Origin of the sequence: Psychrobacter sp. P11F6 (genome assembly GCF_001435295.1) — a bacterium.
Taxonomy (GTDB): Bacteria; Pseudomonadota; Gammaproteobacteria; order Pseudomonadales; family Moraxellaceae; genus Psychrobacter.
This window is the reverse complement of record NZ_CM003594.1, coordinates 3,072,059-3,097,084: the sequence shown is the minus strand read 5'-3', so window position 1 is coordinate 3,097,084 and position 25,026 is coordinate 3,072,059. Positions and strand designations below refer to the sequence as shown.

At 42.4% G+C, this 25,026-nt stretch carries 22 protein-coding genes; 12 read left to right on the top strand and 10 right to left on the bottom strand.

Features of this window, described 5'->3' with window-relative positions; all coding sequences use genetic code 11:
* Window positions 1-87: 87 nt before the first annotated feature.
* From clpX to rdgB, 4 genes are all read right to left on the bottom strand, one after another.
* Window positions 88-1,401, bottom strand: a complete 1,314-nt coding sequence (gene clpX, locus AK822_RS12790) for an ATP-dependent protease ATP-binding subunit ClpX (protein ID WP_060491912.1) — start codon at window positions 1,399-1,401, stop codon at window positions 88-90.
* Between the two features lie 114 nt (window positions 1,402-1,515).
* Window positions 1,516-2,220, bottom strand: coding sequence for an ATP-dependent Clp endopeptidase proteolytic subunit ClpP (gene clpP, locus AK822_RS12785; RefSeq protein WP_270896824.1), 705 nt, complete (start codon window positions 2,218-2,220; stop codon window positions 1,516-1,518).
* A gap of 448 nt (window positions 2,221-2,668) precedes the next feature.
* Window positions 2,669-4,012, bottom strand: a complete 1,344-nt coding sequence (gene tig / locus AK822_RS12780) for a trigger factor (RefSeq protein WP_060491911.1) — start codon at window positions 4,010-4,012, stop codon at window positions 2,669-2,671.
* A gap of 513 nt (window positions 4,013-4,525) precedes the next feature.
* A complete protein-coding gene (gene rdgB, locus AK822_RS12775; RefSeq protein WP_060491910.1) occupies window positions 4,526-5,179 on the bottom strand; it encodes an RdgB/HAM1 family non-canonical purine NTP pyrophosphatase in 654 nt (217 codons plus the stop codon).
* Window positions 5,180-5,736: 557 nt separating this feature from the next.
* Here rdgB and AK822_RS12770 point away from each other — a divergent pair.
* Window positions 5,737-6,366, top strand: coding sequence for a superoxide dismutase (locus AK822_RS12770; protein WP_060491909.1), 630 nt, complete (start codon window positions 5,737-5,739; stop codon window positions 6,364-6,366).
* Window positions 6,367-6,434: 68 nt separating this feature from the next.
* Here AK822_RS12770 and AK822_RS12765 read toward each other — a convergent pair whose 3' ends face one another.
* From AK822_RS12765 to AK822_RS12755, 3 genes are read right to left on the bottom strand one after another with little or no spacing between them, the layout of a single operon-like run.
* Window positions 6,435-7,400 (bottom strand): hypothetical protein, encoded by a 966-nt coding sequence (locus AK822_RS12765; protein WP_060491908.1) that lies wholly within the window; start codon window positions 7,398-7,400, stop codon window positions 6,435-6,437.
* 43 nt (window positions 7,401-7,443) lie between these two features.
* Window positions 7,444-8,262, bottom strand: coding sequence for a DUF72 domain-containing protein (locus AK822_RS12760; RefSeq protein WP_060491907.1), 819 nt, complete (start codon window positions 8,260-8,262; stop codon window positions 7,444-7,446).
* A 41-nt stretch (window positions 8,263-8,303) separates the two neighbouring features.
* Window positions 8,304-9,416, bottom strand: a complete 1,113-nt coding sequence (locus AK822_RS12755) for a polyprenyl synthetase family protein (RefSeq protein WP_060491906.1) — start codon at window positions 9,414-9,416, stop codon at window positions 8,304-8,306.
* Window positions 9,417-10,188: 772 nt separating this feature from the next.
* Here AK822_RS12755 and fadB point away from each other — a divergent pair.
* The 7 genes from fadB (at window position 10,189) to AK822_RS12720 (ending at window position 18,879) form a co-directional block, all read left to right on the top strand.
* Complete coding sequence (gene fadB, locus AK822_RS12750; protein ID WP_060491905.1) at window positions 10,189-12,348, top strand: fatty acid oxidation complex subunit alpha FadB; 2,160 nt, start codon at window positions 10,189-10,191, stop codon at window positions 12,346-12,348.
* A 259-nt stretch (window positions 12,349-12,607) separates the two neighbouring features.
* Entirely contained in the window at window positions 12,608-13,780 is a 1,173-nt protein-coding gene (gene fadA / locus AK822_RS12745) for an acetyl-CoA C-acyltransferase FadA (RefSeq protein WP_060491904.1), read from the top strand.
* A 124-nt stretch (window positions 13,781-13,904) separates the two neighbouring features.
* Entirely contained in the window at window positions 13,905-14,834 is a 930-nt protein-coding gene (locus AK822_RS12740; protein WP_060491903.1) for a hypothetical protein, read from the top strand.
* A 17-nt stretch (window positions 14,835-14,851) separates the two neighbouring features.
* Window positions 14,852-16,570, top strand: coding sequence for a rhomboid family intramembrane serine protease (locus AK822_RS12735; RefSeq protein ID WP_087945650.1), 1,719 nt, complete (start codon window positions 14,852-14,854; stop codon window positions 16,568-16,570).
* 202 nt (window positions 16,571-16,772) lie between these two features.
* Entirely contained in the window at window positions 16,773-17,348 is a 576-nt protein-coding gene (locus AK822_RS12730) for an isochorismatase family protein (protein WP_045447933.1), read from the top strand.
* Between the two features lie 180 nt (window positions 17,349-17,528).
* The gene (locus AK822_RS12725; RefSeq protein ID WP_060491901.1) at window positions 17,529-18,158 is read left to right on the top strand and encodes an HD domain-containing protein; all 630 of its coding nucleotides are present in this window, start codon (window positions 17,529-17,531) and stop codon (window positions 18,156-18,158) included.
* A gap of 115 nt (window positions 18,159-18,273) precedes the next feature.
* Window positions 18,274-18,879 (top strand): DUF1287 domain-containing protein, encoded by a 606-nt coding sequence (locus AK822_RS12720; RefSeq protein WP_060491900.1) that lies wholly within the window; start codon window positions 18,274-18,276, stop codon window positions 18,877-18,879.
* A 135-nt stretch (window positions 18,880-19,014) separates the two neighbouring features.
* On the opposite strand, the gene asd is transcribed toward AK822_RS12720, so the two are convergent.
* Window positions 19,015-19,848, bottom strand: a complete 834-nt coding sequence (asd, locus tag AK822_RS12715; protein ID WP_060491899.1) for an archaetidylserine decarboxylase — start codon at window positions 19,846-19,848, stop codon at window positions 19,015-19,017.
* Between the two features lie 112 nt (window positions 19,849-19,960).
* Between asd and dtd the strand changes: the two genes are divergently transcribed.
* From dtd to phoR, 3 genes are all read left to right on the top strand, one after another.
* Window positions 19,961-20,416, top strand: coding sequence for a D-aminoacyl-tRNA deacylase (gene dtd / locus AK822_RS12710; protein ID WP_060491898.1), 456 nt, complete (start codon window positions 19,961-19,963; stop codon window positions 20,414-20,416).
* Window positions 20,417-20,572: 156 nt separating this feature from the next.
* On the top strand, window positions 20,573-21,277 hold the full coding sequence (gene phoB, locus AK822_RS12705; RefSeq protein ID WP_055125876.1) for a phosphate regulon transcriptional regulator PhoB: 705 nt from the start codon (window positions 20,573-20,575) through the stop codon (window positions 21,275-21,277).
* 80 nt (window positions 21,278-21,357) lie between these two features.
* Window positions 21,358-22,461, top strand: a complete 1,104-nt coding sequence (gene phoR / locus AK822_RS12700; protein ID WP_060491897.1) for a phosphate regulon sensor histidine kinase PhoR — start codon at window positions 21,358-21,360, stop codon at window positions 22,459-22,461.
* Here phoR and AK822_RS12695 read toward each other — a convergent pair.
* Complete coding sequence (locus AK822_RS12695; protein ID WP_060491896.1) at window positions 22,458-23,060, bottom strand: M23 family metallopeptidase; 603 nt, start codon at window positions 23,058-23,060, stop codon at window positions 22,458-22,460. The genes phoR and AK822_RS12695 overlap by 4 nt on opposite strands.
* Window positions 23,061-23,259: 199 nt before the next feature.
* Here AK822_RS12695 and AK822_RS12690 point away from each other — a divergent pair, with 199 nt between their 5' ends.
* A complete protein-coding gene (locus AK822_RS12690; protein WP_060491895.1) occupies window positions 23,260-23,961 on the top strand; it encodes a putative quorum-sensing-regulated virulence factor in 702 nt (233 codons plus the stop codon).
* Here AK822_RS12690 and AK822_RS12685 read toward each other — a convergent pair.
* Window positions 23,954-24,859 (bottom strand): alpha/beta hydrolase family protein, encoded by a 906-nt coding sequence (locus tag AK822_RS12685; RefSeq protein ID WP_060491894.1) that lies wholly within the window; start codon window positions 24,857-24,859, stop codon window positions 23,954-23,956. The genes AK822_RS12690 and AK822_RS12685 overlap by 8 nt on opposite strands.
* Window positions 24,860-25,026: the final 167 nt, after the last annotated feature.

Genomic DNA, 25,026 nt, shown 5'->3' with positions numbered 1-25,026 from the left:
AGTGAGCAGCCATAAAAAAACGTCTAGCATAAGATATGCTAGACGCCTTTACTTCAATGACAGTTTTAATAAAGCTGATAACAACCGCTAAGCGTCGATCGCTATTTGCTCTGAGTCGTCGGTAGAAAAGATGATTTCAGGTGTTTTACCTTCATTAATCACTTGCTCATCGACGATGACAGTCTTGGCGTTTTTCATCGAAGGCAACTCGTACATGGTCTCAAGGAGCGCATTTTCAACGATAGAACGCAAACCACGAGCACCAGTCTTACGCGCCATGGCTTTTTTGGCAATCGCATCGAGCGCTTCTTTGGTAAAGCTAATGTCAGCGCCTTCCATATCGAATAGATACTTATATTGCTTAACCAAAGCGTTTTTTGGTTCCGTTAATATCTGAACTAATGCTTCTTCGTCCAGCTCTGTGAGCGCAGCGAGAACAGGAAGACGACCGATGAGCTCAGGAATGAGACCAAATTTAATCAAATCTTCAGGCTCTACTTGTTGCAGTAATTCTGAGCTGCGTTTGCTATCATCTTTTGAGCTGACATCCGCATTAAAGCCGATACCGCCTTTTTCTGTACGCTGTTGAATAACCGCATCAAGACCGGCAAATGCCCCGCCGACGATGATTAAGATGTTACTCGTATCAACTTGGATCAGCTCCTGTTGAGGATGCTTGCGACCACCATGCGGTGGAATGGCAGCAACCGTACCTTCGATAAGCTTTAGCAACGCTTGCTGTACGCCTTCGCCTGACACATCACGGGTGATAGACGGATTGTCGCCTTTCTTACTGATTTTATCAATCTCATCGATATAGATGATGCCTTGTTCCGCTTTGCTCACATCATAATCTGATGCTTGCAAAAGTTTTTGCACGATGTTTTCGACATCTTCACCGACATAACCTGCTTCGGTCAAGGTCGTCGCATCGGCCATCGCAAAAGGCACATCCAGTAGACGCGCCAAGGTTTGCGCCAGCAAAGTCTTACCAGAACCCGTTGGGCCAATCAGCAAAATGTTACTTTTCGCCAATTCAACCATGGCATCGTCAGCGCCAATCTTCGCTTTTTTGCTGTCATTGGCTAAGGTTTGGCTAACTTTTAGACGCTTATAATGGTTATAGACGGCAACTGCTAAGGCTTTTTTAGCAGCGTCTTGTCCAATGACGTATTCGTCAAGCTTGGCACGCAGCTCTTTTGGCGTTGGTAGCTTTTTATTGACCCAAGACGTATCAATGTCGCTGTCATCATCGCCATCTTCAGCGCTGTCAGCGATTAAATCGGTACATAGCTCAATACATTCATTACAGATATTGGCATCGTCAGCGGCAATCAGCTGCTGTACATCGTTTTTGGCTTTGCCGCAAAACGAGCAATGCGGGGTGTTATCTTCTGCCATAAAAGGCGCTCCTAAAATTTAAAACTTACAAATATTTTGATTTTTACATCAAAGCCAAAACGTATAACGCTCAGGCTTTTGATGCCCATCAAAGCTTTTGCTCTTATGCGGTAATTATAAAGAAGTAGGGCGGCGCTCTAATACTTCATCAACCAAACCGTACTCTTTGGCTTCTTTCGCATCTAACCAAAAGTCACGCTCAACGTCTTTTTCGATTTTCTCTAATGGTTGACCAGTACGTTCTGCCAAAATCTCATTTAAACGGGCACGCGTTTTTAGAATTTCACGCGCATTAATTTCGATATCGGTTGCTTGACCTTGCGCGCCGCCTGAAGGCTGATGAATCATGACACGAGCATTGGCAAGAGAGTAACGCTTGCCTTTTTGACCAGCCGCAAGCAAGAACGAGCCCATGCTATAAGCACCGCCCATACAGATGGTCGATACTTCAGGTTTGATAAAGTTCATGGTATCAAAGATTGCCAAGCCTGCACTCACTGAGCCGCCTGGTGAATTGATATACAAATGGATGTCTTTGTCTGGGTTTTCTGCTTCTAAAAATAGCAACTGTGCAACAATCAGATTGGCCATATGGTCTTCGACTTGACCTGTCAAAAAGATAACGCGCTCACGCAATAGACGCGAGAAAATATCAAACGAGCGTTCACCGCGAGAGGATTGTTCAACGACCATTGGTACTAATGCTGCATGCGCAGCTTGAGGGGCGCTTTGGGTATATTGCATGCCTTGTGCATCATTGTGCGCACTCATCAGCATATCAAAATGTGGGTTGGCTGTGATGCGATCATAATCTGTCATAAAGATGTCCTGTTTATAAGTACATAAAATAAAGGGATTGAAGCTAGCGAGCGGCTACGCTTGTAGGGCTGCTTATCATGCTAGATGTTGCCGCTTTTTAATAATATTCGCTGGCTGAAATAATAAGCGCCAGATATCGCTAAAAATAATTGAGCTAATGGTAACTTTTTTATTGAGGCAATAGTAACTTTTTCATGTGAAAAATAACTTTCTATTTATAACATGAGTGCTATTAATAAAATGATTGACTCACTATTAATAAGGCGTCTGTAACCATTTATCAAGGGGCTTGGTGATAAACTGTCCATAAAGATAGCATATAAATCCCCAATAAAAATGCCCTAACACATATGTTAGAGCATTGCGTTAGAGCATTATGTTAGAGCATGTTTAGATTGAGATTAGCAATTTGCCATCGAATGGAAAATTGCTAAGTTATCTCACTAAATTACATGCCTTGCTGCTGTTGTTGCTGTGCAGCTAGCAAGTCTTGGTAGCTAACTTCTTTGTCAGTTACTTTGCCTTGCTCGATTAAATAATCAACCACTTGGTCTTCTAGTACCACAGACTCAATGTTCGCGCGCTGCTGCTTGTCATTGGTGTAATACTCGATTACTTCGCTTGGATCTTCGTAGTTTTCAGCGGCTTCTTTGATGAACGTTTCAACGCGTTCTTGATCGACTTCTAAGCCTTTGGTATCGATAACGCGAGCAACGATGATGCCAAGACGGGCAGCACGTAGCGCTTGCTCTTCAAATAGCTCATTTGGTAGCATGTCTTTATCAAAACTATCAGCATTGGCACCGAACTGCTGAGAAAAACGTTGCATCATCATGTTGCGCTGACGCTCGATTTCTTGCTCTAGCATCGCGTTTGGTACATCAAACTCGTTCTTTTCTAGCAATGCGTCAAAAGTCGCTTGCTTAACTTGGCTACGAGCCGCGTTTTTGATTTCGCGTTCCATGTTTTTGCGAACGTCTTCTTTCAACTTCTCAATGCCGCCTTCTTTCACGCCGAATAGCTCAAGGAACTCTTCGTTGATTTCTGGTAGCTTAGATTTTTCAACCAATTTTACGTTGATTTTGAACTGAGCTTCTTTACCCGCTAAGTTTTCAGCTTGGTAATCTTCTGGGAAAGTGACGTCGATAACTTTCTCTTCGCCAGCTTTCATGCCTTTGATACCCGCTTCAAAACCAGGAATCATCTGGTTGCTACCGATAACCAGTTTGAAGTCTTCAGCAGAACCGCCTTCGAATTTTTCGCCATCGATAGAGCCTTCAAAGTCAAAAGTTACTTGATTGCCTTTGTCCGCTTTACCTTTTTTCTCAACGAATTCTTCACGTTGCTTTTGAAGATTTTCGATCATAGTGTCGACGTCTTCTTCGCTTACTTTAGCAGTGTGACGCTCAACTTCGATCTCATCGATACCTTGCACGTCTATTTCTGGGAAGATTTCAACAGTGGCTTGATAAACCAAGAAATCGTCTTCAAGTTTTACGTCGTCGATGTTAGGCATGCCAACCGCGCGGATGTCTTCAGATTTGATCGCTTCAAAAACGGTATCACGGATCACATCGTTGATGACTTCTTGTTGAATGCCAGCACCGTACTGTGAACGGATATGTGACATAGGGACGTTACCCTTACGGAAACCGTCAATCTTGGCAGTTTTCGCAACTTGGCGAATACGACCTTCGACTTTGTTTTGAATTTTTTCGACAGGTACTTTAACTGTCAATTGGGTTTCTTTATTAGATAGCTTGTTGGTTGTGACTTGTAAATCTGTAGCCATGTTAATTACACCTTTAGGATTAAATAGTACGTTTGATTAAATAGTACTTAGGGTTAAATGGTAATAGACAAACCGTGCCTCAAATTACGGGCGTGTACCATGGGTTGCCGTTGGAATAAATAGGGGATAGCGATAGCGCGCAATGTCAAAGTCAGTACCTTGAGTAATCGCCTTTGGTCGCCACTGGCGCTGACTGATACTAAAATGTGAAACGGTTATCTTAGTAATAGGCGCTATCAGATATCAATCATAAACCGTTAATGCACCGCATAATAACGCTTTTTGGTGAATTATGCAGACAAATAACGGCTTTCAACAAAATTTTAAAAGTAGAACAGTATAATCTATCTGTTTATTAAAGTAAAAATTATCTCTTTATCGTCCATTCACTTTGAATCTGATACATCGTCAATCTCGCTTAAAGTACGATTTGTACCTCTGCGCTCGACTTTCTTGTATCAGCATTAATAGATAAAGGGCTAAATTGAATCGACTATAGCTTTTAAGGGTTATCTATAACGGCAACTGCGCCAATAATTGCTGAATCGCCTGACCACGATGACTGATGCGGTTTTTATCAGCAGCACTCAAGCTTGCGGCGCTAGCTTGTAACTCTGGCAACCAAAACAGCGGATCGTAACCAAAACCGCCGTCACCATGCGCTGTCTCTAAAATCTCACCCTGCCATAGACCTTGCGCGATAATCGGTAGCGGATCATCAGCATGGCGCACCATCGCCAGTACGCAAACAAATAACCCTTTAATAGGCTCGTTAGCTTGCGCATCACGGATAGGCTGCAAGTCAGCGATGAGCTTGGCGTTGTTTTTACTATCGTTACCATGCTCACCAGCATAGCGAGCGGAGTAAATCCCCGGTGCATTACCTAATACTGGCACACATAGTCCTGAATCATCAGCAATCGCAGGCATTCCGCTGATACGGCTGGCATGACGCGCTTTAATAATAGCGTTTTCTACGAAGCTTAGCCCGTCTTCGATGGCGTCGTCAATATTGAGCTGACCCTGCGGGATGATTGTCACATCCAAATCTGCCTCGGCAAACAGCCTTTTAAACTCAGCCAGTTTGCCTTTATTATTACTGGCAAGCACCCATTGATTATCAGGGGTCGATTGGATGGAGGAGCGTGAGGTATTGGTGGTGCTCATAGGGTTATTCCGTTATGTTATTATTAAGAATATGATTAGTGAAAGTATCATTATTGAAAGGATGGTCGGTTTTTAAGTTATAGCTATCTCTTAATGCCAATTTCATCAATTTATCAGTCAGCTAAGTGCCTAGCAGGATTGGCATGGCAAGGCATTCTGCGCTTAGTCTATAGACAACCAAAGGCTATACTAACAGTGTTATCCATAACATTTGGTAACTGATATTTGTCGCCACTGTTGCTATAATAGCCGCCAAGCTACAGTGAATGATATCTTACGGCTTGTGAATATTAAGTTAATAAATGCTTATGAAGTCAAGCACTTGGCTTTTGAGCAAACTGTAACAAAAGTAAGTTAATTTTGGATTCATAATAATACGTGATACTGTGTTAGACAATAAACGGTATTAAGCAATAACATTCATTTCAAACAATAAACTCAGCCAATTTAGTCCGTTATTTTATCGTGTTTTTTATCATGTAAAAATAGCGTAAAATTCAGTTTCTATAATGAGTTTTTATCAAATGACGGCTAAAAACAGCAAGGATAAAATAACTATGTCAAACATTACTTTACCAGAGCTACCATACGCAAAAGACGCACTAGAGCCACATATCAGTGCCGAGACGCTAGAATACCATCATGACAAGCATCACAATGCCTACGTGACTAAGCTCAACGAATTGCTACCAGGTTCTGGTCTAGAAGACAAAACATTGCCAGAAATCATCGTAGCGACTGCTAAAGATGACAGCAAGCAAGGTATGTTCAACCAAGCAGCCCAAGTATGGAACCACACGTTCTACTGGAACTGCATGACGCCAACCAATGGCGGCGGCGAACCTACTGGCGATCTAAAAGCTAAAATCGAAGAAGATTTCGGTAGCTATGATAAGTTCCGCGAAGAGTTCAAAAATGCAGCATTGACTCAGTTTGGTTCAGGTTGGGCATGGCTAGTCGCTGACAAAGTCGGTGGCAAACTGTCAATCGCCAAAACAGCTAACGCTGATACGCCACTTGCACATGACCAAATCGCGGTATTGACTTGTGATGTATGGGAACATGCGTACTATGTAGATTACCGTAACCGTCGTCCTGACTATGTTGATACGTTCCTAGACAAGCTAGTGAACTGGGACTACGCAAACGCAAAATATAAAGGTCAAGATGCTGGCGTTGAAGAGTAATCTTTAACGGCTAAGTATTTGATTGATAAAAAAGGACACCGCGAGGTGTTCTTTTTTTGGTTAATCGTTTATACGCGTATAGTTTCTACATCTAAAGATAAGCGTGTATTATTTTTGATATCATCGACAAATAATTCCCAAGTACCTTTTTCTACCCTGACTGAGCAATAATGAGATGCTGCACGTGTGAATCCAAGCGCAACTACATTTAGGTCTTTAATTAGTTGCTCAATAGAGTCCATATGATTCTCACCATAGGATAGAAATATAGAGTCTCTATAGTGGGCTTTACCTCGATATCTAAAAGCTTGAATTAAGAAATTTACTTTCCCTTTGTCTAAAGTTTTATCTCTAAGCTCTTTAGCAATTTTTTTTCGGAAGTTGTCGACTTTAAGCGCTTTAAACTCCTTCGAATTTTGAATACGTTCTTCTGCTTCTTCTCTTTTATATTTATGTGTGCCTTTTAAGTAAGATACAATCCCTCCGTGAGCAACCTCTAAACCTCCAGATTTCTGATTTAAATCAAACTCATTATCTCCTCGATAAACTGCAACTTCGGCTTCAGCCTTGTTAGTAACTAAACTACTTAAATAAAGATCAAAAGGATAGGGTATAAGTTTCTTTTCCGCTATATCTGCTTGCCATACTCTTGCGGTTGCAGTGTGGTTTTCTTGTTTCGAGCCTGAAGATGCAGCAATCATAGCGCTACTAGCAAAATATATTGCGTAATACCATGATACGATTGCAGAACTACACATATCGTATTTATCTATAGCTTCAGTATTCATAGTATTTAAAGCTGCTAGGTTATTGTATGCCATATGCATGTTCTCAAAAACCCAGTTATCAGCTTCTGGATTGACATGCCTTCTTTGAACCTTCTGATATAAATTTTTGAGATTCACTTTATCACAAACCCCGCTATCAACGACTTCAGCTAAAGCCCGCATCCAATTAACAGTTCCTTGAAATGCGAATCTTGGTTTAGGCTGATCACCAGTCTCAAATAGTCTATCTAAAAGCCAGTTTGACATTTCTATTCCTTAAAATATAAATTTTGAATTTATCAGTCAGTTATCACAACACCTCAAACCCCAACCTACCCAACGCTTCCCTCAACATCGCAATATTATAATACGCATGGGCGTTGACGGTATTTTGAAAGAAGATATATAACGTATCAAAATGCTGACGTTGATTGGCAATCGCTTGTGCCCAATCATTCATTTCCACCTCGCTATAGCGATAATCATGACGGTCAGCAGCGCTCATCGCATCCCACCAATTTAGATTATTACCATGCATACGCAGATAGCCAGTGCGTTCGGTAAATATCAATCGTGATGGCGGTAGACCGCTGACCTTAGGATAATCAACGCTACACCAAATCAAACCTTGCTTGATAAAGCTATCGACCACTTGCGGCGTATGCCAGCCATTATGACGAAACTCAACCGCTAATGGGTAATCCTGAAACCAACTGACAAGGTTTGCCAGATATAGACGATGCTCGCGGGTACGATCAAAGCCGTGTGGGAATTGCAGTAGTAGTGGCGCGAGAGCGTTGGCTTCGATCAGTGGCGTGAGGGCAGTAATGAAAGCTTGCGCATGTTCAGCAGTGCCTTTTCGCGCATGAGTAAAGTCTTGATGGAGCTTGACCGCGAACTTCAACTCGCTATCTGCTTGCACATAGGCTTTATCGACCATACCGGCAAAGGCTTTTTGTCCGATGGGCGCGTAGAAAGTGCTATTAATCTCCACCGCGCCATATTGCTTGGCGTACTCGCGTAAGAAGTCCGTTTTCTTTGTGCCAGTAGGATACAGCGTACCGAGCAAATCGGTATCGCTATAACCGCCAGTGCCAAGGTAAATACGCGGGGTAGGGTTACTGTCCATGTTGACCACTCATTACCGTTCTTTGATGGTTAAATTTTTGGCTATTTTTTACGTGCCCATAGCCATTCTATTAATGCCAGTAAAGCATCGTTGTTTGCGTCATTGCCAAGCTCGCTACTGCTTGGTTTATGATGAATCAGTTCACGAATAATGGCTGTGCGTCCGTCATTAAATAGCGATTGCGCATAGCTAGTCGCGTTTTCGACACCCATCAATTTCACATAGGTGGATTTATCTAGTTTCTCATCGCTGCCAGCAGGTTTACCAAGCGTATCGGTGCTGGTGGTGACATCCAAAATATCATCCTGAACTTGAAAAGCAAGACCGATATGCTGGGCGCATTCTTGTAAAGCCATACGCTGCGGCGCCGTCGCACCAGCACAAATACTGCCCATTAGCATCGCAGCTTCAATCAATGCGCCAGTTTTATCACGGTGGATAGCTTCCAAATCATCTTGTGTGATTTCGTTACGGGCTTCAGCATTCAGATCGAGCATTTGACCCGATACCATGCGGCGGGCTCGCGGGGCAAAAATGGCAAATAGCTGGCTTGCGATAGCGGCATCAAAAGGCGCAAAGGTTGGCAGCTCAGCTGTCAGTACTTCAAAGGCAAGCGTCTGTAGTACGTCACCAGCGAGTAGGGCGGTCGATTCTGCAAAGACGATATGCGCCGTTGGCTGACCACGGCGCAGCTCATCATCGTCCATACATGGCAAGTCATCATGTACCAATGAATAAGTATGCAGCAGCTCCACCGCCAATGCCGCACGGCGCGCCATATCATAATCGGAGTCGTTTTCTAATAGCGACGCCAAATCGCTATTTTGCTTGGCTTTTTTATTAGTGCTTTTATCGACATATTCATCAGCCCTATTAAAGTCGTCGTTAGCATTGCTTTGATTAACACTGTCAAAAGCACTGGCAACCAATAGTGGACGCACCAATTTACCTTGACCGGTCATCACATAACGACAGGCATCAATCAACGGGCTTGGCAGTTTGGCATAAGCAAACAGCACGTCGATATCTTGTGCAAGTTGCGCGCGCACGGCGCTATGAAATTGCTCGGTGTTGTTATTAAAGCTAGTAAAAGATACAAGTCTTGAAGGCATAAGGCTTTCAGGTATAAAGCTTGGCGTAGAAGAAACAGTCATAACCCAACCATTTATCAGGTGAATAATAAAAATATCGCTAGTGTAGCATGATAGATTATATAGCTTATGGGCTGAGCATCATCAATGCCATATTTTTGGCAGCTTACTGTTAAAAATTCGATTAAGTACACCGAAATAATGCAACAAGCCCTCGTTACGTATTGGTGATTTAACTTAGTCAGTGGATATGTTTTGATAAAGAATCACGTTAAGCGTGTGACGGCGTGTGACCATAAGCATCTGTCATTATAATCTTTAAAAGACGAATTTTTAGTATACAATTTCAGTATACAAACCGTCACTTAAAGCACATTACTAGTCAGGTAAAGGGCTGCTGCTGATTTAAGAGTGACTTGCGAGTATGGTATTAGCTTGTGACAGTTAGGGGCATAATCCCCTACACTAATTGGCGTAAAAATGATCTGATGATTTAGGGCAGAAGGTTTGCGTGCTTATTTCAGCGGAAAATTTGCTCAAATCTCAGTCCATATTTTTAATGTTAGTATGTTCAACATCAGTACTGGTAACAATATATATAAATGAAGCGCCGTATTCACTTGTGCTAACGCGGTAATATTAAGCATAAAAAATGAATATATAACCATGAGCGCTGGATAATAAAGACATCTTCACTGCTTACTCTATACTGACTTTATAACACAGTATATTGGCAGTGTTATTACTCGTTTTACTAACAATAACTGGCTATGACCTTTAATTTTAAAACTTTTAATTTTAAAACTAGCTTTCGTTATATAGCAAGGAGTTCCAAATGGTATACCAAGGAAATCGCATTACGGTGACAATGCTAGAGGATGGCATCGCCAACATGCAATACAACGCCGAAAATGAGAGCGTGAATAAGTTTGATGCTGAGACCAACAAGCAATTTGGTGAAGCGGTTACTGCTTTAGAAAAAGCCGACGACGTCAAAGGTTTAATCGTGACCTCAGGTAAAGGCGTCTTTATCGCTGGTGCTGATATCACAGAATTCGTTGGCTCTTTTAAAAAGCCAGAAAGCGAGATTAAAGATTGGGTCGTAGGTATCAATGACGCCTTTAACCGCTTTGAAGACCTGCCTTTCCCGAAAGTAGCTGCCATCAATGGCGCGGCGCTTGGCGGTGGTTGTGAGATGACCTTGGTTTGTGAATACCGTGTCATGAGCGACAAAGCCATCATCGGTCTACCAGAAACCCAACTGGGTATCTTCCCAGGTTTTGGTGGTACGGTTCGTACTACCCGTGTGATTGGTATCGATAATGCGCTTGAGCTGATTGCGACTGGTACACCAAAAAAACCACTTGATGCGCTAAAACTAGGTTTGGTTGATGCAACCGTTGCTGCTGATGATTTGCAAGATGCAGCGATTGATTTGGTCAAAAAATGTATCTCAGGTGAGCTTGATTGGAAAGCGAAGCGTGAAGAGAAGCTGAATCCAGTTAAATTAAATCAGCTTGAGCAAGCGATGGCGTTTAACAGTGCAAAAGGTATGATCTTTGCTAAAGCCAATCCTAAGCAATATCCTGCGCCAGCACTTGCTATCGCTGCGATGGAAAAACACGTTAACTTACCACGTGATAAAGCGATTGAAGTAGAAGCGGCTGGTTTTGCAAAAGCGGCGAAAACGCCACAAGCAGAAAGCTTGGTTGGTCTGTTTTTAAGCGATCAGTTGGTTAAAAAATTAGCCAAGCAGCATAGCAAAAAAGCACATGAAATCAATGAAGCGGCCGTACTAGGCGCTGGTATCATGGGTGGCGGTATCGCTTATCAAGCAGCCAGCAAAGGCTTGCCAATCATCATGAAAGACATCAAGTCTGAGCAATTAGATCTTGGTATGGGCGAAGCTAGCAAGTTACTGGGCAAAATGGTCGATCGCGGCAAAATGACCCCAGCAAAAATGGGCGAAACCTTAAGCCGTATCCGTCCTACTTTGAATTATGGAGATTTTGCTGAGACTGATATCGTTATCGAAGCGGTCGTAGAAAATCCAAATGTGAAGCGTGCGGTACTAAAAGAAGTAGAAGGTCTAGTAAAAGACGACTGTATCCTAGCGTCAAACACCTCAACCATCTCTATTACTTTCTTGGCTGAAGCACTTGAGCGTCCAGAAAACTTCGTTGGTATGCATTTCTTTAACCCAGTACACCGTATGCCATTGGTTGAAGTTATCCGCGGTGAGAAATCATCTGAAGAAGCGATTGCAACCACTGTTGCGCTAGCCTCTAAAATGGGTAAAGTACCTGTAGTGGTCAATGATTGCCCAGGTTTCTTAGTGAACCGTGTGTTGTTCCCATACTTTGGTGCATTTGATTTGCTCCTCAAGCAAGGTGCAGATTTTGCTCATGTCGATAAAGTCATGGAAAAATTTGGCTGGCCGATGGGTCCTGCTTATCTAATCGACGTCGTCGGTCTAGACACGGGCGTACATGGCGCAGAAGTCATGGCTGAAGGTTTCCCTGACCGTATGAAGCCTGATTATAAAGGCGCGATTGAGCTTTTATATGAAAACAAACGCTTGGGTCAGAAAAACGGTGTTGGTTTCTATAAGTATGAAATGGACAAGCGCGGCAAGCCAAAGAAAGTTGCCGATGAAGCCACTTATGAGCTATTAAAAACCACGACTGATAGTGACAAGCAAACGTTTGAAGATCAAGCGATTATCGATCGCACCATGCTAGCTTTCTGTAATGAAACTGTCCGTTGCCTAGAAGACAACATCGTCAGCACGCCATCAGAAGCGGATATGGCGATGATTATGGGTGTTGGCTTCCCGCCATTCCGCGGTGGACCTTGCCGTTATATCGACCAAATGGGTCTAGATAACTACTTGGCACTGTGTGAAAAATACGCATACCTTGGCAAAGCTTATGAAGCCCCGCAAAAGATTCGCGACATGGCAGCAGCAGGCGATACCTTTTACGCCACCGCGTAATGGGTAGTCATTACTAGGATGAAGTGCCGTACGTGTGCTGTTTGAGGGTGAGAGCTATTAATCTATTTATATTTAATGGCACTATTTTTTAATAACAAATCTTTAATAGCACACGTACGATTATAGTTGGCTTCACTTAATGCTAGTACAAGGAAATCGAGCGCAGAGGTACGTATTGTACTTCAAGTGAGATTGACGAAGTAATAGCATTGAAATGGGCTGACTACACTGACAATAAAAATTGAAAAGGAAGTATAGTATGACAATTTTAAGTCCAAAAGACGTGGTCATCGTAGATGGCGTACGCTCAGCGATGGGTAAAACCAAAAACGGTATGTTCCGTCATGTCCGCGCTGATAGCATGTCTGCTGAATTGGTTCGTGCATTGGTTGAACGTAATGACTTTGACCCACGTGACGTCGAAGACATCATCTGGGGCTGTGTCAATCAGACTCTAGAGCAAGGTTTAAACATCGGTCGTAATATCGGTCTGCTAGCTGGTATTCCAAAGACTGCTGGCGGTCAAACCGTTAACCGTCTATGCGGTTCATCTATGCAGGCGCTACATACTGCTGCTGCCCAAATCATGACTGCTCAAGGTGATGTTTTCATCATCGGTGGTGTTGAGCATATGGGTCACGTCGGCATGATGCATGGCGTTGATCTTAACCCTGAAGCGTCAAAGCACTATGCCAAAGCCTCAAACATGATGGGCTTGACCGCTGAAATGCTAGGTCGCATGAATAACATCACCCGTGAAGAGCAAGATGCCTTTGGTCTTGAGTCGCATCGCCGTGCATGGGCTGCGACCACCGAAGGTCGTTTTGATAATGAAATCATCGGTATCGAAGGTCATGACGAAGCGGGTCGCTTGCAACTATGTACTGTTGATGAAGTGATTCGTCCAGATGCGACGATGGAGCAAATGCAAAAGCTACGTCCAGCCTTTGATCCAGTAGGCGGTACGGTAACGGCTGCTACCTCATCTGCATTATCGGATGGTGCATCAGCGATGCTAGTGATGAGCGCGCAAAAAGCTAAAGAGCTAGGTCTAAAGCCACGTGCTCGTATTCGTAGCATGGCTGTTGCTGGTTGTGATGCGGCTATCATGGGCTACGGTCCAGTACCTGCGACGCAAAAAGCACTTAAGCGTGCTGGCATGAGCATTGATGATATGCAAACCATCGAGCTAAACGAAGCCTTTGCAGCGCAAGGTTTGTCAGTACTAAAAGCCTTGAACTTGACGGACAAGCAAGACATCGTCAACATCAATGGTGGAGCGATTGCATTAGGACATCCACTAGGGTGTTCAGGTGCTCGTATCACGGTTACGTTGCTAAACGCCATGGAGCAATCAGATACTGAAATCGGTCTAGCGACCATGTGTATCGGTCTTGGTCAAGGTATCGCGACTATTATTGAGCGTGTTTAAGTTTCAGCTAAGCTAATATTTGTTGATTAATATGCTTTAATATCTTGTAAGATGAGCGCCTCTAACTTAATGTTGGAGGCGCTTTTTTTTGGTTTAAGTCATAGTAATGAAAGGTAGAGTATAAATGGCACATCATAAATCGTCAGATAAGAGGCGCTTAGATTTAGAGGTGTTTAAGTTAAAAATGCGCTATATCTTTCTTCCTTTTTTAGGTTTTAGTATTGGCGCCATTTTATTCTACAACATCATAAGATGGATGTTAGACATCTGTCTAGGGATATGGCCTCTAAAAGATACGGTCTGGAACTTAATTATCCCAATAATTATCAGTGTTACTTTAGTGCTTGTCATAATGCGATCAAGGATTAGACTGCTACGATTTGAATTATTTGATGATAATAGCGCTAATGTATTTTACTTGGTGATGATACTTGCTTTATTTCCGCCTATATCAATCAGTCAAGCTTACTTATATAAAGCAGCATATGACATTATTGATATAAGTAATATAAGTGACATTAAATTATATCCAAAACAAAAATATTTCCAAGTTGATAATAAAAGTGTGGAGAAACAAGGGATTGTTTCTTACTTCAATACTAGGGAGATGGGGAAATCTAGACAAGAGTTAAAAATATACTTATATTTTGCCACTCCTTTTTATGGAGATAAAGATATCTGGTGGGGACAGGCTTTTACTAAGGTTATTGATAATGATCTTGAAGAAAAAGAGAAAGTTCAACAAATAGAAAATTTTAAAAAGATTTCTAGACAACAATATGCAAATGAAGAGATATCTACTGCTGATTATTTTGAAAAATTGCAAAACTCAGATACTAAGTATGGTTATTTAGAAGCGATTAGATTGTCAGGTCAGCAACATATTAATGACCCAATAATACTTGTATCTCAGTTGAGCACACTTAACGAAAAAGCAGATAAAGAGTTAGCAAAATTCTTTAGGTTTTTTATCATTGGAATGTTTATTTGCTTACTATTAGTCTTAAAAGCAACGATTGATAAAAAAGCATTTCAACAGTTTAAGTTACGCTAGATTTGTGGTGATAGGGCATGGATAATAATAAGCAAAGCCAGTATAGGTATAAGGATAAAAATAGAAGCAGAAACAAAAAAAGAGTAAGCAAAAGGGATAAACAGAAGCGAACACAAAGCCTAAGCGCTAAAGAATCTATCAAACTAAAACTAAAGCAAGTATTCTTGCCATATTTAAGTCTTAGTATCCTGACTATTCTACTTTTCGGTGCTTTACGTTGGTTGCTAGATATTTATCTAGATATTCTACCTTTAAAGGAAGGCTATTGGGATTTTGGTATTCCTTTTCTGTTATCTGTTTTAGTCGTTAGTATTTGGATGTGGCCGAGGTATGAGCTTTTAACCTTAAAGTGGGTTAAGCGCAGTAGTTCAGGCTACTTTTTTATAACGATGGTTTTAGCACTAGTGATACCGCTCGTTCTCAGCCAAAACTATTTATCCAAAGCGGCTTACGAGGTCATTGAAGTAAATAGCTTGAATGATATTCGTCATTATCCAAAGCAAAAGTATTTCAGAGTAAATGATTTTGAGCCACTCAAATTAGAGAGCGTTTCTTATATAGAAACACAAGTAATCAGTGGACGAAATTTTGACTCAACATTGCATATTGATTATTACATTGCGACGCCATTTATAGCCGCTGAGAATATTTGGCTAGGTTCTAGCTACCACACGAAATACGATAATCGTGCAGACCAAAGTATTAAAGACAGTCAATATTCAGCGTTTATTAACGACTCGCGCCATAAGTACGAAGCCAAAGACTTCTCTAATATCAGCTACTTTAAGAAACTTAAATCATCAAATAGTAGAAATGCTTACTTACACACGATTTCTACGGCTAATAGGCAATCTAATTTGCCACACTTGGTATTATTACCTGAAACAGGGTTACTTGCTGATAGCTTAGATCGTGATTTTGTTTGGGGGTTTGGTTCGTTTTTTATTGGTATGGTGTTGTGCTTGTTGCTCGTTCTCGCAGCAGAGTTTGATAGTCAAGAAAAGAAAGGTACGCAAAAACATACACGAAAGCGAAAACATATACAAAAACAAAAGCCCGTAAAAAAACGAGCACCAGTCAGTGATGTATCAAAAAGCCTAGTAGTTTGGTTTAGAAGTAATAAAGAGCGACCTGCGACGTTGGTGTTAATACTGACCTGTATAGGTGCATTTATACTGACCGTATTCATGGGTATGGATATCATTGACCCTTTATCTAGACAGGTAAATAGTGTAGGTGGGTTGACGATGGACGCGCTGCAAGCTGGTAAGCATTGGCGGGTGGCCACAGCACTTTTTGTACATGCAGGAATTATGCATTTAGTGATGAGTCTGGGAATGCTGTTTGCTACAGGTTATATTTTGGAAAAGGTATTGGGTCCTATACGTTTTACGATTGCGTTTTTTATATGTGGTATTTTCGCTAATGTTTTAGGGGTGCTATATTTTGATATGGACATGGCAGGTGTTTGGGGTGCTACATTTGGCTTGTTTGGTATCGCGATACCGTTGGTGGCCTTTAAGATTTTTAATAAAAAATATAGAGAGCTATTCGGCGGTACTATCGCTGCGATATTAATCATTACTTTAACCAGCATGTTCTTTGCATTTATAAACACGCTCATTTATATGGTGTATTATCTTTTAACCTTGTGTTTTGGTATTGTTTTCGGTGTGGTCATAGTCATGACTCAAAAACAGTCGTTATTAAGGAATGCTAGGCGTCATAATATATAGTTATTGGCTATTCATAATCAAAAACCTACGCTAAGCAGTATTAATCAAACGTGATGAATTGTTATTAATCATTATTAGAGACTATCTCCATTGACGCCCTCAGCAAACTATGACTAAATAACAGTAAGTCTAATAAAGACAATATCAATGATAAAATTAACATAGCCTTTAACAATAAAGTCAGCCGTACAAGGAGTGTGCCATGTCTACTATGATTACCGACCGTACCTATCGAATCGCTCGCGAAAATACCCAAGCGATGATAATCGATGTTCAAGAACGCTTAACACCGCATATTTATGACCATGAAAACATCGTCAAAAAAACAGTGACGCTTATTAAAGGTTTACAAGCACTGAATATCCCTATCATGCTCAATGAACAGTATAAAAAAGGGCTTGGCGATACGCTACCTGAAATACGCGAGGTATTAGAAGGCGATAACGCCAAAAGCTTTGAAAAGGTCACTTTTAGCGCTTGTGATAATGATGATTCGTGGCATTATTTAGCGCAGCAAAATCGAAGTATTGTTTTGCTATTTGGCGTAGAGACACATGTCTGTGTACTACAAACAGCGCTTGATTTGCTAGATAATGGTATGCAGCCCGTCATCATTGGTGATGCGGTCGGCTCACGCTTTCCATATGATAAAAAGCAAGCAATACGCCGTATTCGCCGTGCTGGTGGCGTGATTACCACGGTTGAAACCATTCTGTTTGAGTTATGCCGAAGTAGTCAAGACCCTGCTTTTAAAACCATCAGTAACTTGATTAAATAGTTATTTTATTCAAAATAGAACCGATAGCGCTTACTCACATAAGCGCTATTTTTTATAGTGGTGCTGATTAGCTATAGGTTGGCATGCTCTTTTATAGCGCTCATAAAATGTATAATACTTGCTTATGCGTAAAGGTAAAATGAAGCGCTATATCTTCGTAGAAAAATTAAGAGAAAATTTATGCCATCAACCAAACCCCTTTTATTAACCAACCCAACGCTTGCCTCAAACATTGATATAGATCATGTCACTCATTTCTTATTAGAGCTTGATGCGCTTAAACGTATCAATCGTCGTAGCTATGTGACGCATACCACACGTAAAGAAAACTCTGCCGAACATTCATGGCATTTAGCCATGGCGTGCTGGTCTATCGCTGAACAGTTTGAGCTAGATGTCAATCATGAAAAACTACTCAAGATGGCATTGGTACATGACTTGGGTGAGATTGACGCTGGCGATACGTTTTTATTCGCAAACAGTCGTAGCGAGGCGCACATTGAAGAACGCGCTGGTATTGCCAGATTACAACGTGAGCGTGGCAATGGCATCATGGATTTAAATGAGATTTGGGAAGAGCAGGAGACGGGTAGTAGTAAAGAAACCCAGCTGCTCAGAGTGGTTGATCGTTTATTGCCGTTTTTACTCAATCTCAATACTGAGGGGGAAACGTGGATTGATGCTAACGTCACGTGCTCGCAAGTGACTGCGGCACTTGCTTTTATCAAAGACAGCTTTCCTCCCATTCATGATTGGCTATCAAAAAATATCGACTATGCGACTCGGCAAGGGTGGTTGATTGATGCTTAAATAGAGCCATCATTTTGCCGTTTACATGTTTGCAAATATTTGTATTCTTTAAATATTAAAGCGTTTAGAATTAACTAAATGAGCGATTAAGCATATTATATAGAGAGATTATTAAATGAGAGTCACTGGCACTTATAAGGTTTTTGCTAAATCGCTCGTCTTTGTTAGCCTATTAACTTTGGCACAACTAACGCATGCTGCCGCACCTATTAGTAATGGTGATAAACTGGCGCACGATGCCAAAAAACAGATCGGTATTACCACCAGCTATGATCCTGCTTACCGCAAGTTGGATTTTCCGCGTGGCGATGTACCGATAGAAACTGGCGTCTGTACCGATGTTATCGTCCGTGCTTATCGCTTGCAAAATATAGATCTACAGCAATTAGTCAACCATGATATGAAGTCAAATTGGTCGGCTTATCCAAAGACTTGGGGGCTGAAATCAACCGATAAGAATATCGACCATCGCCGAGTGCCCAATCTTGAAGTGTTTTTTGCGCGTCACGCAAAGACATTATCGACGACTGATAAAGCCAGTTTTCAAGCAGGCGATGTGGTGACGTGGCGATTACCGAATGGCAATTTGCCGCATACAGGTATCGTCTCTGATAAAGTCGCTGCGGATGGTACACCGCTGATTATTCACAATATCGGACGCGGTACGCAAGAAGAAAATATCTTATTTGCTTATCCTATTCTCAAGCACTTTCGTTATTAACTACTTTTTTTATTAACTACTTTCATTATTAAGCTAGTACGTTGCGATAAGATCATTACCCACAATAAAAAGCTCAGTTCAACATAGATTAGGATGCTGGACTGAGCTTTTTTAAGTCATTAAATCGCTCAATTATTAAGCGTTAGTAGTCCCTAGTAGCTGTCCCATTTTTACCACACTATCGGCTTTCATACTGTCTTGCCAATCTGCTTTTGCGCCTTTTGGTAGAATGACAATTGCGGTTGAGCCTAAATAAAAACGACCCAGCTCATCGCCTTTTTCAAAGCTCATATTGTGCTCAGCTTCTTGAATATCATCAGTGCGGGCAATTTTACCAGTCGCCACCGTTTCGATACCAGCGACAATCATCGCCCCAACCATCACCACCGCTGCTTTACCATATGCTGTATCAAACAGACAAACCAAGCGTTCATTACGCGCAAATAAGTCTGGCACGTTCGCCGCTGTAGTATTGTTGACCGAAAACAGCGTGCCCGGTACATAACGGGTTTTGGTCAGAGTACCGGCGAAGGGCATATGTACACGGTGATAGTTACTGGGCGCAAGATAAACCGTTGCAAAACTCCCATCCGCAAAATAGCGTCCATCTTCACTGTCAGCAAGCAGTTGACCAACGTCATAATAGCGACCTTTTGCTTGAAGCAATTTATGGTCGTCAATTTGACCCAACTGCGAGATAATACCATCGGCAGGACTGACGATACCATGAGGCGTCATGTCGATAGGGCGCGCGTCTTCTTTTAGCTCACGAGTAAAAAAATCATTAAAGCTCTCATAGGCGTTGAGACTTTGGCGCTCATACTCGTCCAAGCTGACGTTGTAGGCTTTAGCAAAGCTACGGATAAACGTGCGTTTAACATAAGGATGGCGGCTAGCGGCTAGACGCCCAGCAACTTTACTCAGTTGCTGCTGCGGGACAAGCTGTTGTAAAGTAGTGAATACATTCATAATGAGGCTACCAAAATAGGGTGTGATGTAATAATTAATAAGCAAGAGAATGGCCGTATTTTATCATGGACGGCGTATTATTGTATGGGCATAATTGGTAAGGAATCCGTAAATGAAAGCACTTATACAGCGCGTACGCCGTGCTAGTGTCACCGTCGATGCGCAGTGTGTTGGTACGATTGAGCAAGGCATATTGGCTTATATTGGTTTAGGGCCTGATGACGACCTAACAAGCGCCCAGCGCATGGTGGATAAAATCCTCACCTATCGTATTTTTGACAATGATGATGATCCTGCCAAGTACGGCAAACTGGATAAAAATGTCCAGCAAGTTGGTGGCGGACTGTTATTGGTATCACAGTTTACGCTAATGGCAAAAACAGACAAGGGTCGTCGCCCTGACTTTGGTGGTGCGATGGCACCTAATGCGGCGCAAGCGTTGTTTGCACAATTGGTCGCCTACGCCAACACGCAACATTCAAACGTGGCAACGGGTCAGTTTGGCGCTAATATGCAAGTGTCGAGCGTCAATGATGGGCCATTGAATTTCTTGTTAGAAGTAGATTGAGTAAACTAAGCATTAGCCGTCACGAGACCTATGAACCGCTTAAAAGTTGAATGTCATTAAGCTGTCATAATTACCCCGTTTAATAGGGAGCAGCAGGCGAGCATTTATCGCCTTTTTTGTCAGCTAAATGTTGTCCTCTAACACTGAGAATGCCGTATGTATAATGAGCAAATTTTGATTGTTGAAGATGAACCTGCGATTCGTGAAATGATCGTCATGACGCTAGAGATGGCGGGATTTGATAGTTTGCAGGCAGCGGATGTATCTGAGGCGCACCAACAAGTGGTTGATCACCGCCCTGCGCTGATTTTGCTAGATTGGATGCTGCCCGGCGATAAAAGTGGCATTGATTTTTGTCGATTGCTCAAAAATGATGAGCTACTTGCTGAGATACCAGTCATTATGTTGACGGCTAAAAGTGAAGAGGACAGCAAGGTGCATGGCCTTGATGCTGGTGCTGATGATTATATGACCAAGCCTTTTTCGACACGTGAGTTAATATCCAGAATCAAAGCAGTATTGCGGCGTAGTAACGCGCTCAGTAGTGATAAACCTATCGAAATCGGCAATCTGAGCCTTGATCCCAAGAGTCAGCGAGTGACAGCGGCTGGTAAAGTGGTTGATGTTGGTCCTACGGAATATCGATTATTGGCATTTTTTATGAGTCACCCAGAGCGTGCCTATACGCGGACGCAGCTGCTAGACCAAGTATGGGGCGGCAATGTATATATCGAAGATAGAACCATTGATGTGCATATCAAACGTTTGCGGACATTACTACGACCGCATCAATGTGATACGTTGATACAGACAGTGCGTGGGACAGGATATCGATTTTCTAGCTTTATTGAACCAATTTAACGGACGGTTTTTATTCGCTATAAAAGCAGTATGTTAATCGCAGCACAGTGAAAAACGGCGAATAGTGATAAGGATGATGGATGAACACCCTAATATCGGCTCAAGGCGACCAACAAAATAAGTCACTGCTAGCAACTCAGCAGAATACAACAGATCAACTCAAAAAAATTAGAAGCGCACTACGCGCATTGCGTGATGCGGTGGTTTTGCTCAATGACGATGATGGGCTCGAATGGTGGAATCAGGCCGCCGAAGATTTAATGTTGTTACAGTTGTCAGATAAAGGTAAGTGCATTTTTGACTTTATTAGTGCGCCTGAATTTCGTCAGTATTATCAGGCGACGACCAACCCTAACGATGGTGCTCAGGATGGTGTGCACATTGTCTCGTGGCGCGCGCCCAAGCGTTATCTAAAGTGTGAGCTCACGCCTTTTGGCGATGAGAAGCTGCTCATTATTTATGATGTGACGCGCTTGCATCATTTAGAGGAGATGCGCCGCGATTTTGTGGCGAATGTCTCGCATGAGTTACGCACACCGTTGACCGTCATGATGGGTTATCTAGAAAATTTTTCGGATCAGCCAGATATGCCGCCGCATTGGAAGCGCGGGTTTGAGCTGATGAGCCAACAGACTGCGCGTATGAATAGAATTGTGAATGACTTATTGCTGTTATCTCGCATCGAAATCGAAGAAACCCATGAGCTCAGTTATATTGATATGACCAAGCTGCTGACCCATGTTTATGATGATGCGCAAGCGTACAATCAAGAATATGGGCATACCATTCACTTGCAGATAGACACTTATGACGGACTGTATGGCTCAGAGATGTATCTAAATAGCGCGCTTTCTAATCTGGTGATTAATGCCATCAAATACACGCCCAAGGGCGGTAATATCGCCATTAGCTGGACAAAAACGTCAGAAGGTTGCCGATTTGCCGTCGAAGACAATGGTATTGGTATTGCACCTGAGCATATCGCACGGTTGACGGAGCGTTTTTATCGTATTGATAAAGGTCGTAGTCGGGCGACTGGCGGCACAGGGCTAGGTTTGGCAATCGTTAAACACGTCTTATATCAGCATGAAGCCAATTTGCAAATTGAATCAGTAGAAGGGCTGGGCTCGACGTTCAGTATGGTTTTTCCAGCTGCCCACATTAGATCAGCTGCAATACCCTAATTTTTTTGTAAAAGTGGATAGGGGTTCACTGCACTGCCGCTGATATAAATACCGTAATGCACATGTGGCGGCGTACCTTTTGCATTGCCACTGTCGCCGACGTAGCCGATGATATCGCCGGCATCAACCCAGTCGTTTGGACTAATATCTGCATAATCTTCTAAATGCGCATAATAATGCCCTGCGCCGCCTGGTCCAACCACGACCACCACACGACCGCCTAACGTATTTTCACCAACTTTGCTGACGATGCCTTGTGTTGTGGCTCGTATTGGTGTGCCTCGTGCGGCAAAGATATCGATACCTTCATGACTGCGACCTTGACTGCGTGCAGCGCCCCACGTATCTGTTAGATGTTGTTCTGGGAGTGGACTGGGTAAGCTGTTTTCCGTCGGTGGTTCTTGCTGTAATAAGCTGAGCTGTTGCCATTTTGCCATCACAAATGACTGAGTTTGTTGGCTGATGCTGGGTAAGAGCCTATCAAATACAAATAATAGCATCAACAATACAGCCGCTTTAATAAGCACACTGAGTACACGGCTTAAAAAGGTTGGCCTTTTCTTTTGTTTTAATTGCGGGTTATTGTCATCTGCTAGCATCGATCTCTCTTTAGTTTTTTGAATTAGTTTTCCTTATTATTATATAAGTGAAGTTATCTATTCTTTGTATGCCATTGTTATCTCTAGTTTTTATCCCCATAAATATAACGTTTCTTTTAAAGTTTACGTATTTTTAAAACGTTACATAAAATACCAATGTTGCTATCCATCTATTATTGTTATCTATGGCTGAATCTTTATGACTGACACTGCGCTGATTATCGATACCGAAACCGACCAAGGTCGTGATCCGCGTCCGATTCAAGTGGCGACTATTAATGCGATGACGGGTTTTGAGTGGATGAAGTACTTTAATAGTGGTCGTTCGATATCACCAGTTGTCATTAGAATTCATGGCATTACTGATGAGGATGTCGCTGGTCTTGAGCGCTTTGATTTAGAGGCGTTTGAGTTGCCGCAGTATTTGATTGGTCATAACGTCCGCTTTGATTGGCGGGTTATTGGCAGTCCGTCTACTAAGTTGATATGTACGGTTCGGCTGGCGCGTGTGGCTTTTCCAGAGTGGAGTGCTTATGGTCAGTCCAAATGTATCGAGCAATTATTAGGCAAAGAGGAAGCAAGTAGGATGACGATTGCCGCTCATGATGCGCTGGGTGATGCGCGTATGTGTTATCTGCTTTATCAGGCGTGTTGTGAGCGCCTAGCCATTGCACCGACGGATTTTTCTGCTATCCATGCTATCGTTAATAAAGCCAATCCAGTGAGCAAGATGCCCTTTGGCAAACATAAGGGCATGCTGATTAAAGACGTGCCCATCAGCTACGTAAAATGGATGCTGGGTAATATCCATAATATGCAGCCGTCGCTTTATTCTGCCTTAACCAAACGCATCAAGGCAGAAAACATGAAAGAATCAATAGACGAATCCGTAGTTAAATAGGCCCTGAAGTGTATTGATTCTTTAGCCAATCAACCGCCATTTGCCAAAGCTGTGGGGCTTTAGCGTTGGTTCTGCTACTAAAATAGCGCATATGACCGATGCTGTTTAGACCAAAGTCTTTGGGATCTAAAAAGTGCTTTTCGACTGGCATTTTAGTAAAAACACGAATCATATCATCCATATTTTTGCTATTGGCAATGTCATCATCACTAAACCCCAGCCATAATGATGGCATAGTAATGTCATTATAAAAGTGCGTTTGTATACTTTTGCCAAAGGCTGTTTTGATATAGCCTGCGCCATTACACCATTCGCGCCACTGCCGAGACACGCCCCGTGGTAGCGGTTCGCCCATACCAATTTTATCTGACGGCGTGTACCCTAACGTCAAGTTGGCGAGTGGAATGAAGGCATCCATAAAACCCATCGCCTTTAGTTTATAGGGCATGCTCATATTTTTAATACGACCTGATGAGCAGGCGACATTGAACACTGAAGCGAGCGTACTATAATTTGGCATCAAACCTATCAGCTGACCGCCTGCACTATGACCAATTAAATGATAAGTGGCGTCGGCAAATTCATCTTGCAACGCATCAAGGACGGCTGGCATATCATGGCGACCCCAGCTAATCAGTGATGCATCGCATTTAGCCAATGCAGACGACAGCGATTCACCGATGCCTTCATTGTCAAAGGTTAGTACACCAAAGCCATTTTCTGCTAAGTGAGTGGCAAAATTGTGATAAAACTGGCGCTTGATACCCGTTGCTGGCGCGATCATAACCGTTTTTTTTACCTCATTTTTAGGGCGATAGACAGTCGCTGCCAATGCCTGATTGCGCTCAGTCATAATACTCAGTGAATAAATATCCGTCTGATACTGTTTATTTTCCATGCTTTAACCTTCATATTGTTAGGGTTCTATTCGGTGTGGAGTGGCTATTTATTTACAATTATTTATCAACAATCTGCTCTTAAAATGTAGTCATTACGTAGTGATAAACCGCTTAAATTAGCTGATAGCCACCTGATAGCATCGCTTATGTTAAGATAAATGCTGGC

Bases quoted from the DNA above. Each gene is read 5' to 3' on its own strand.
- clpX (WP_060491912.1), bottom strand. From the start codon at position 1,401: ATGGCAGAAGATAACACCCCGCATTGCTCGTTTTGCGGCAAAGCCAAA.
- clpP (WP_270896824.1), bottom strand. From the start codon at position 2,220: ATGACAGATTATGATCGCATCACAGCCAACCCACATTTTGATATGCTG.
- tig (WP_060491911.1), bottom strand. From the start codon at position 4,012: ATGGCTACAGATTTACAAGTCACAACCAACAAGCTATCTAATAAAGAA.
- rdgB (WP_060491910.1), bottom strand. From the start codon at position 5,179: ATGAGCACCACCAATACCTCACGCTCCTCCATCCAATCGACCCCTGAT.
- AK822_RS12770 (WP_060491909.1), top strand. From the start codon at position 5,737: ATGTCAAACATTACTTTACCAGAGCTACCATACGCAAAAGACGCACTA.
- AK822_RS12765 (WP_060491908.1), bottom strand. From the start codon at position 7,400: ATGTCAAACTGGCTTTTAGATAGACTATTTGAGACTGGTGATCAGCCT.
- AK822_RS12760 (WP_060491907.1), bottom strand. From the start codon at position 8,262: ATGGACAGTAACCCTACCCCGCGTATTTACCTTGGCACTGGCGGTTAT.
- AK822_RS12755 (WP_060491906.1), bottom strand. From the start codon at position 9,416: ATGACTGTTTCTTCTACGCCAAGCTTTATACCTGAAAGCCTTATGCCT.
- fadB (WP_060491905.1), top strand. From the start codon at position 10,189: ATGGTATACCAAGGAAATCGCATTACGGTGACAATGCTAGAGGATGGC.
- fadA (WP_060491904.1), top strand. From the start codon at position 12,608: ATGACAATTTTAAGTCCAAAAGACGTGGTCATCGTAGATGGCGTACGC.
- AK822_RS12740 (WP_060491903.1), top strand. From the start codon at position 13,905: ATGGCACATCATAAATCGTCAGATAAGAGGCGCTTAGATTTAGAGGTG.
- AK822_RS12735 (WP_087945650.1), top strand. From the start codon at position 14,852: ATGGATAATAATAAGCAAAGCCAGTATAGGTATAAGGATAAAAATAGA.
- AK822_RS12730 (WP_045447933.1), top strand. From the start codon at position 16,773: ATGTCTACTATGATTACCGACCGTACCTATCGAATCGCTCGCGAAAAT.
- AK822_RS12725 (WP_060491901.1), top strand. From the start codon at position 17,529: ATGCCATCAACCAAACCCCTTTTATTAACCAACCCAACGCTTGCCTCA.
- AK822_RS12720 (WP_060491900.1), top strand. From the start codon at position 18,274: ATGAGAGTCACTGGCACTTATAAGGTTTTTGCTAAATCGCTCGTCTTT.
- asd (WP_060491899.1), bottom strand. From the start codon at position 19,848: ATGAATGTATTCACTACTTTACAACAGCTTGTCCCGCAGCAGCAACTG.
- dtd (WP_060491898.1), top strand. From the start codon at position 19,961: ATGAAAGCACTTATACAGCGCGTACGCCGTGCTAGTGTCACCGTCGAT.
- phoB (WP_055125876.1), top strand. From the start codon at position 20,573: ATGTATAATGAGCAAATTTTGATTGTTGAAGATGAACCTGCGATTCGT.
- phoR (WP_060491897.1), top strand. From the start codon at position 21,358: ATGAACACCCTAATATCGGCTCAAGGCGACCAACAAAATAAGTCACTG.
- AK822_RS12695 (WP_060491896.1), bottom strand. From the start codon at position 23,060: ATGCTAGCAGATGACAATAACCCGCAATTAAAACAAAAGAAAAGGCCA.
- AK822_RS12690 (WP_060491895.1), top strand. From the start codon at position 23,260: ATGACTGACACTGCGCTGATTATCGATACCGAAACCGACCAAGGTCGT.
- AK822_RS12685 (WP_060491894.1), bottom strand. From the start codon at position 24,859: ATGGAAAATAAACAGTATCAGACGGATATTTATTCACTGAGTATTATG.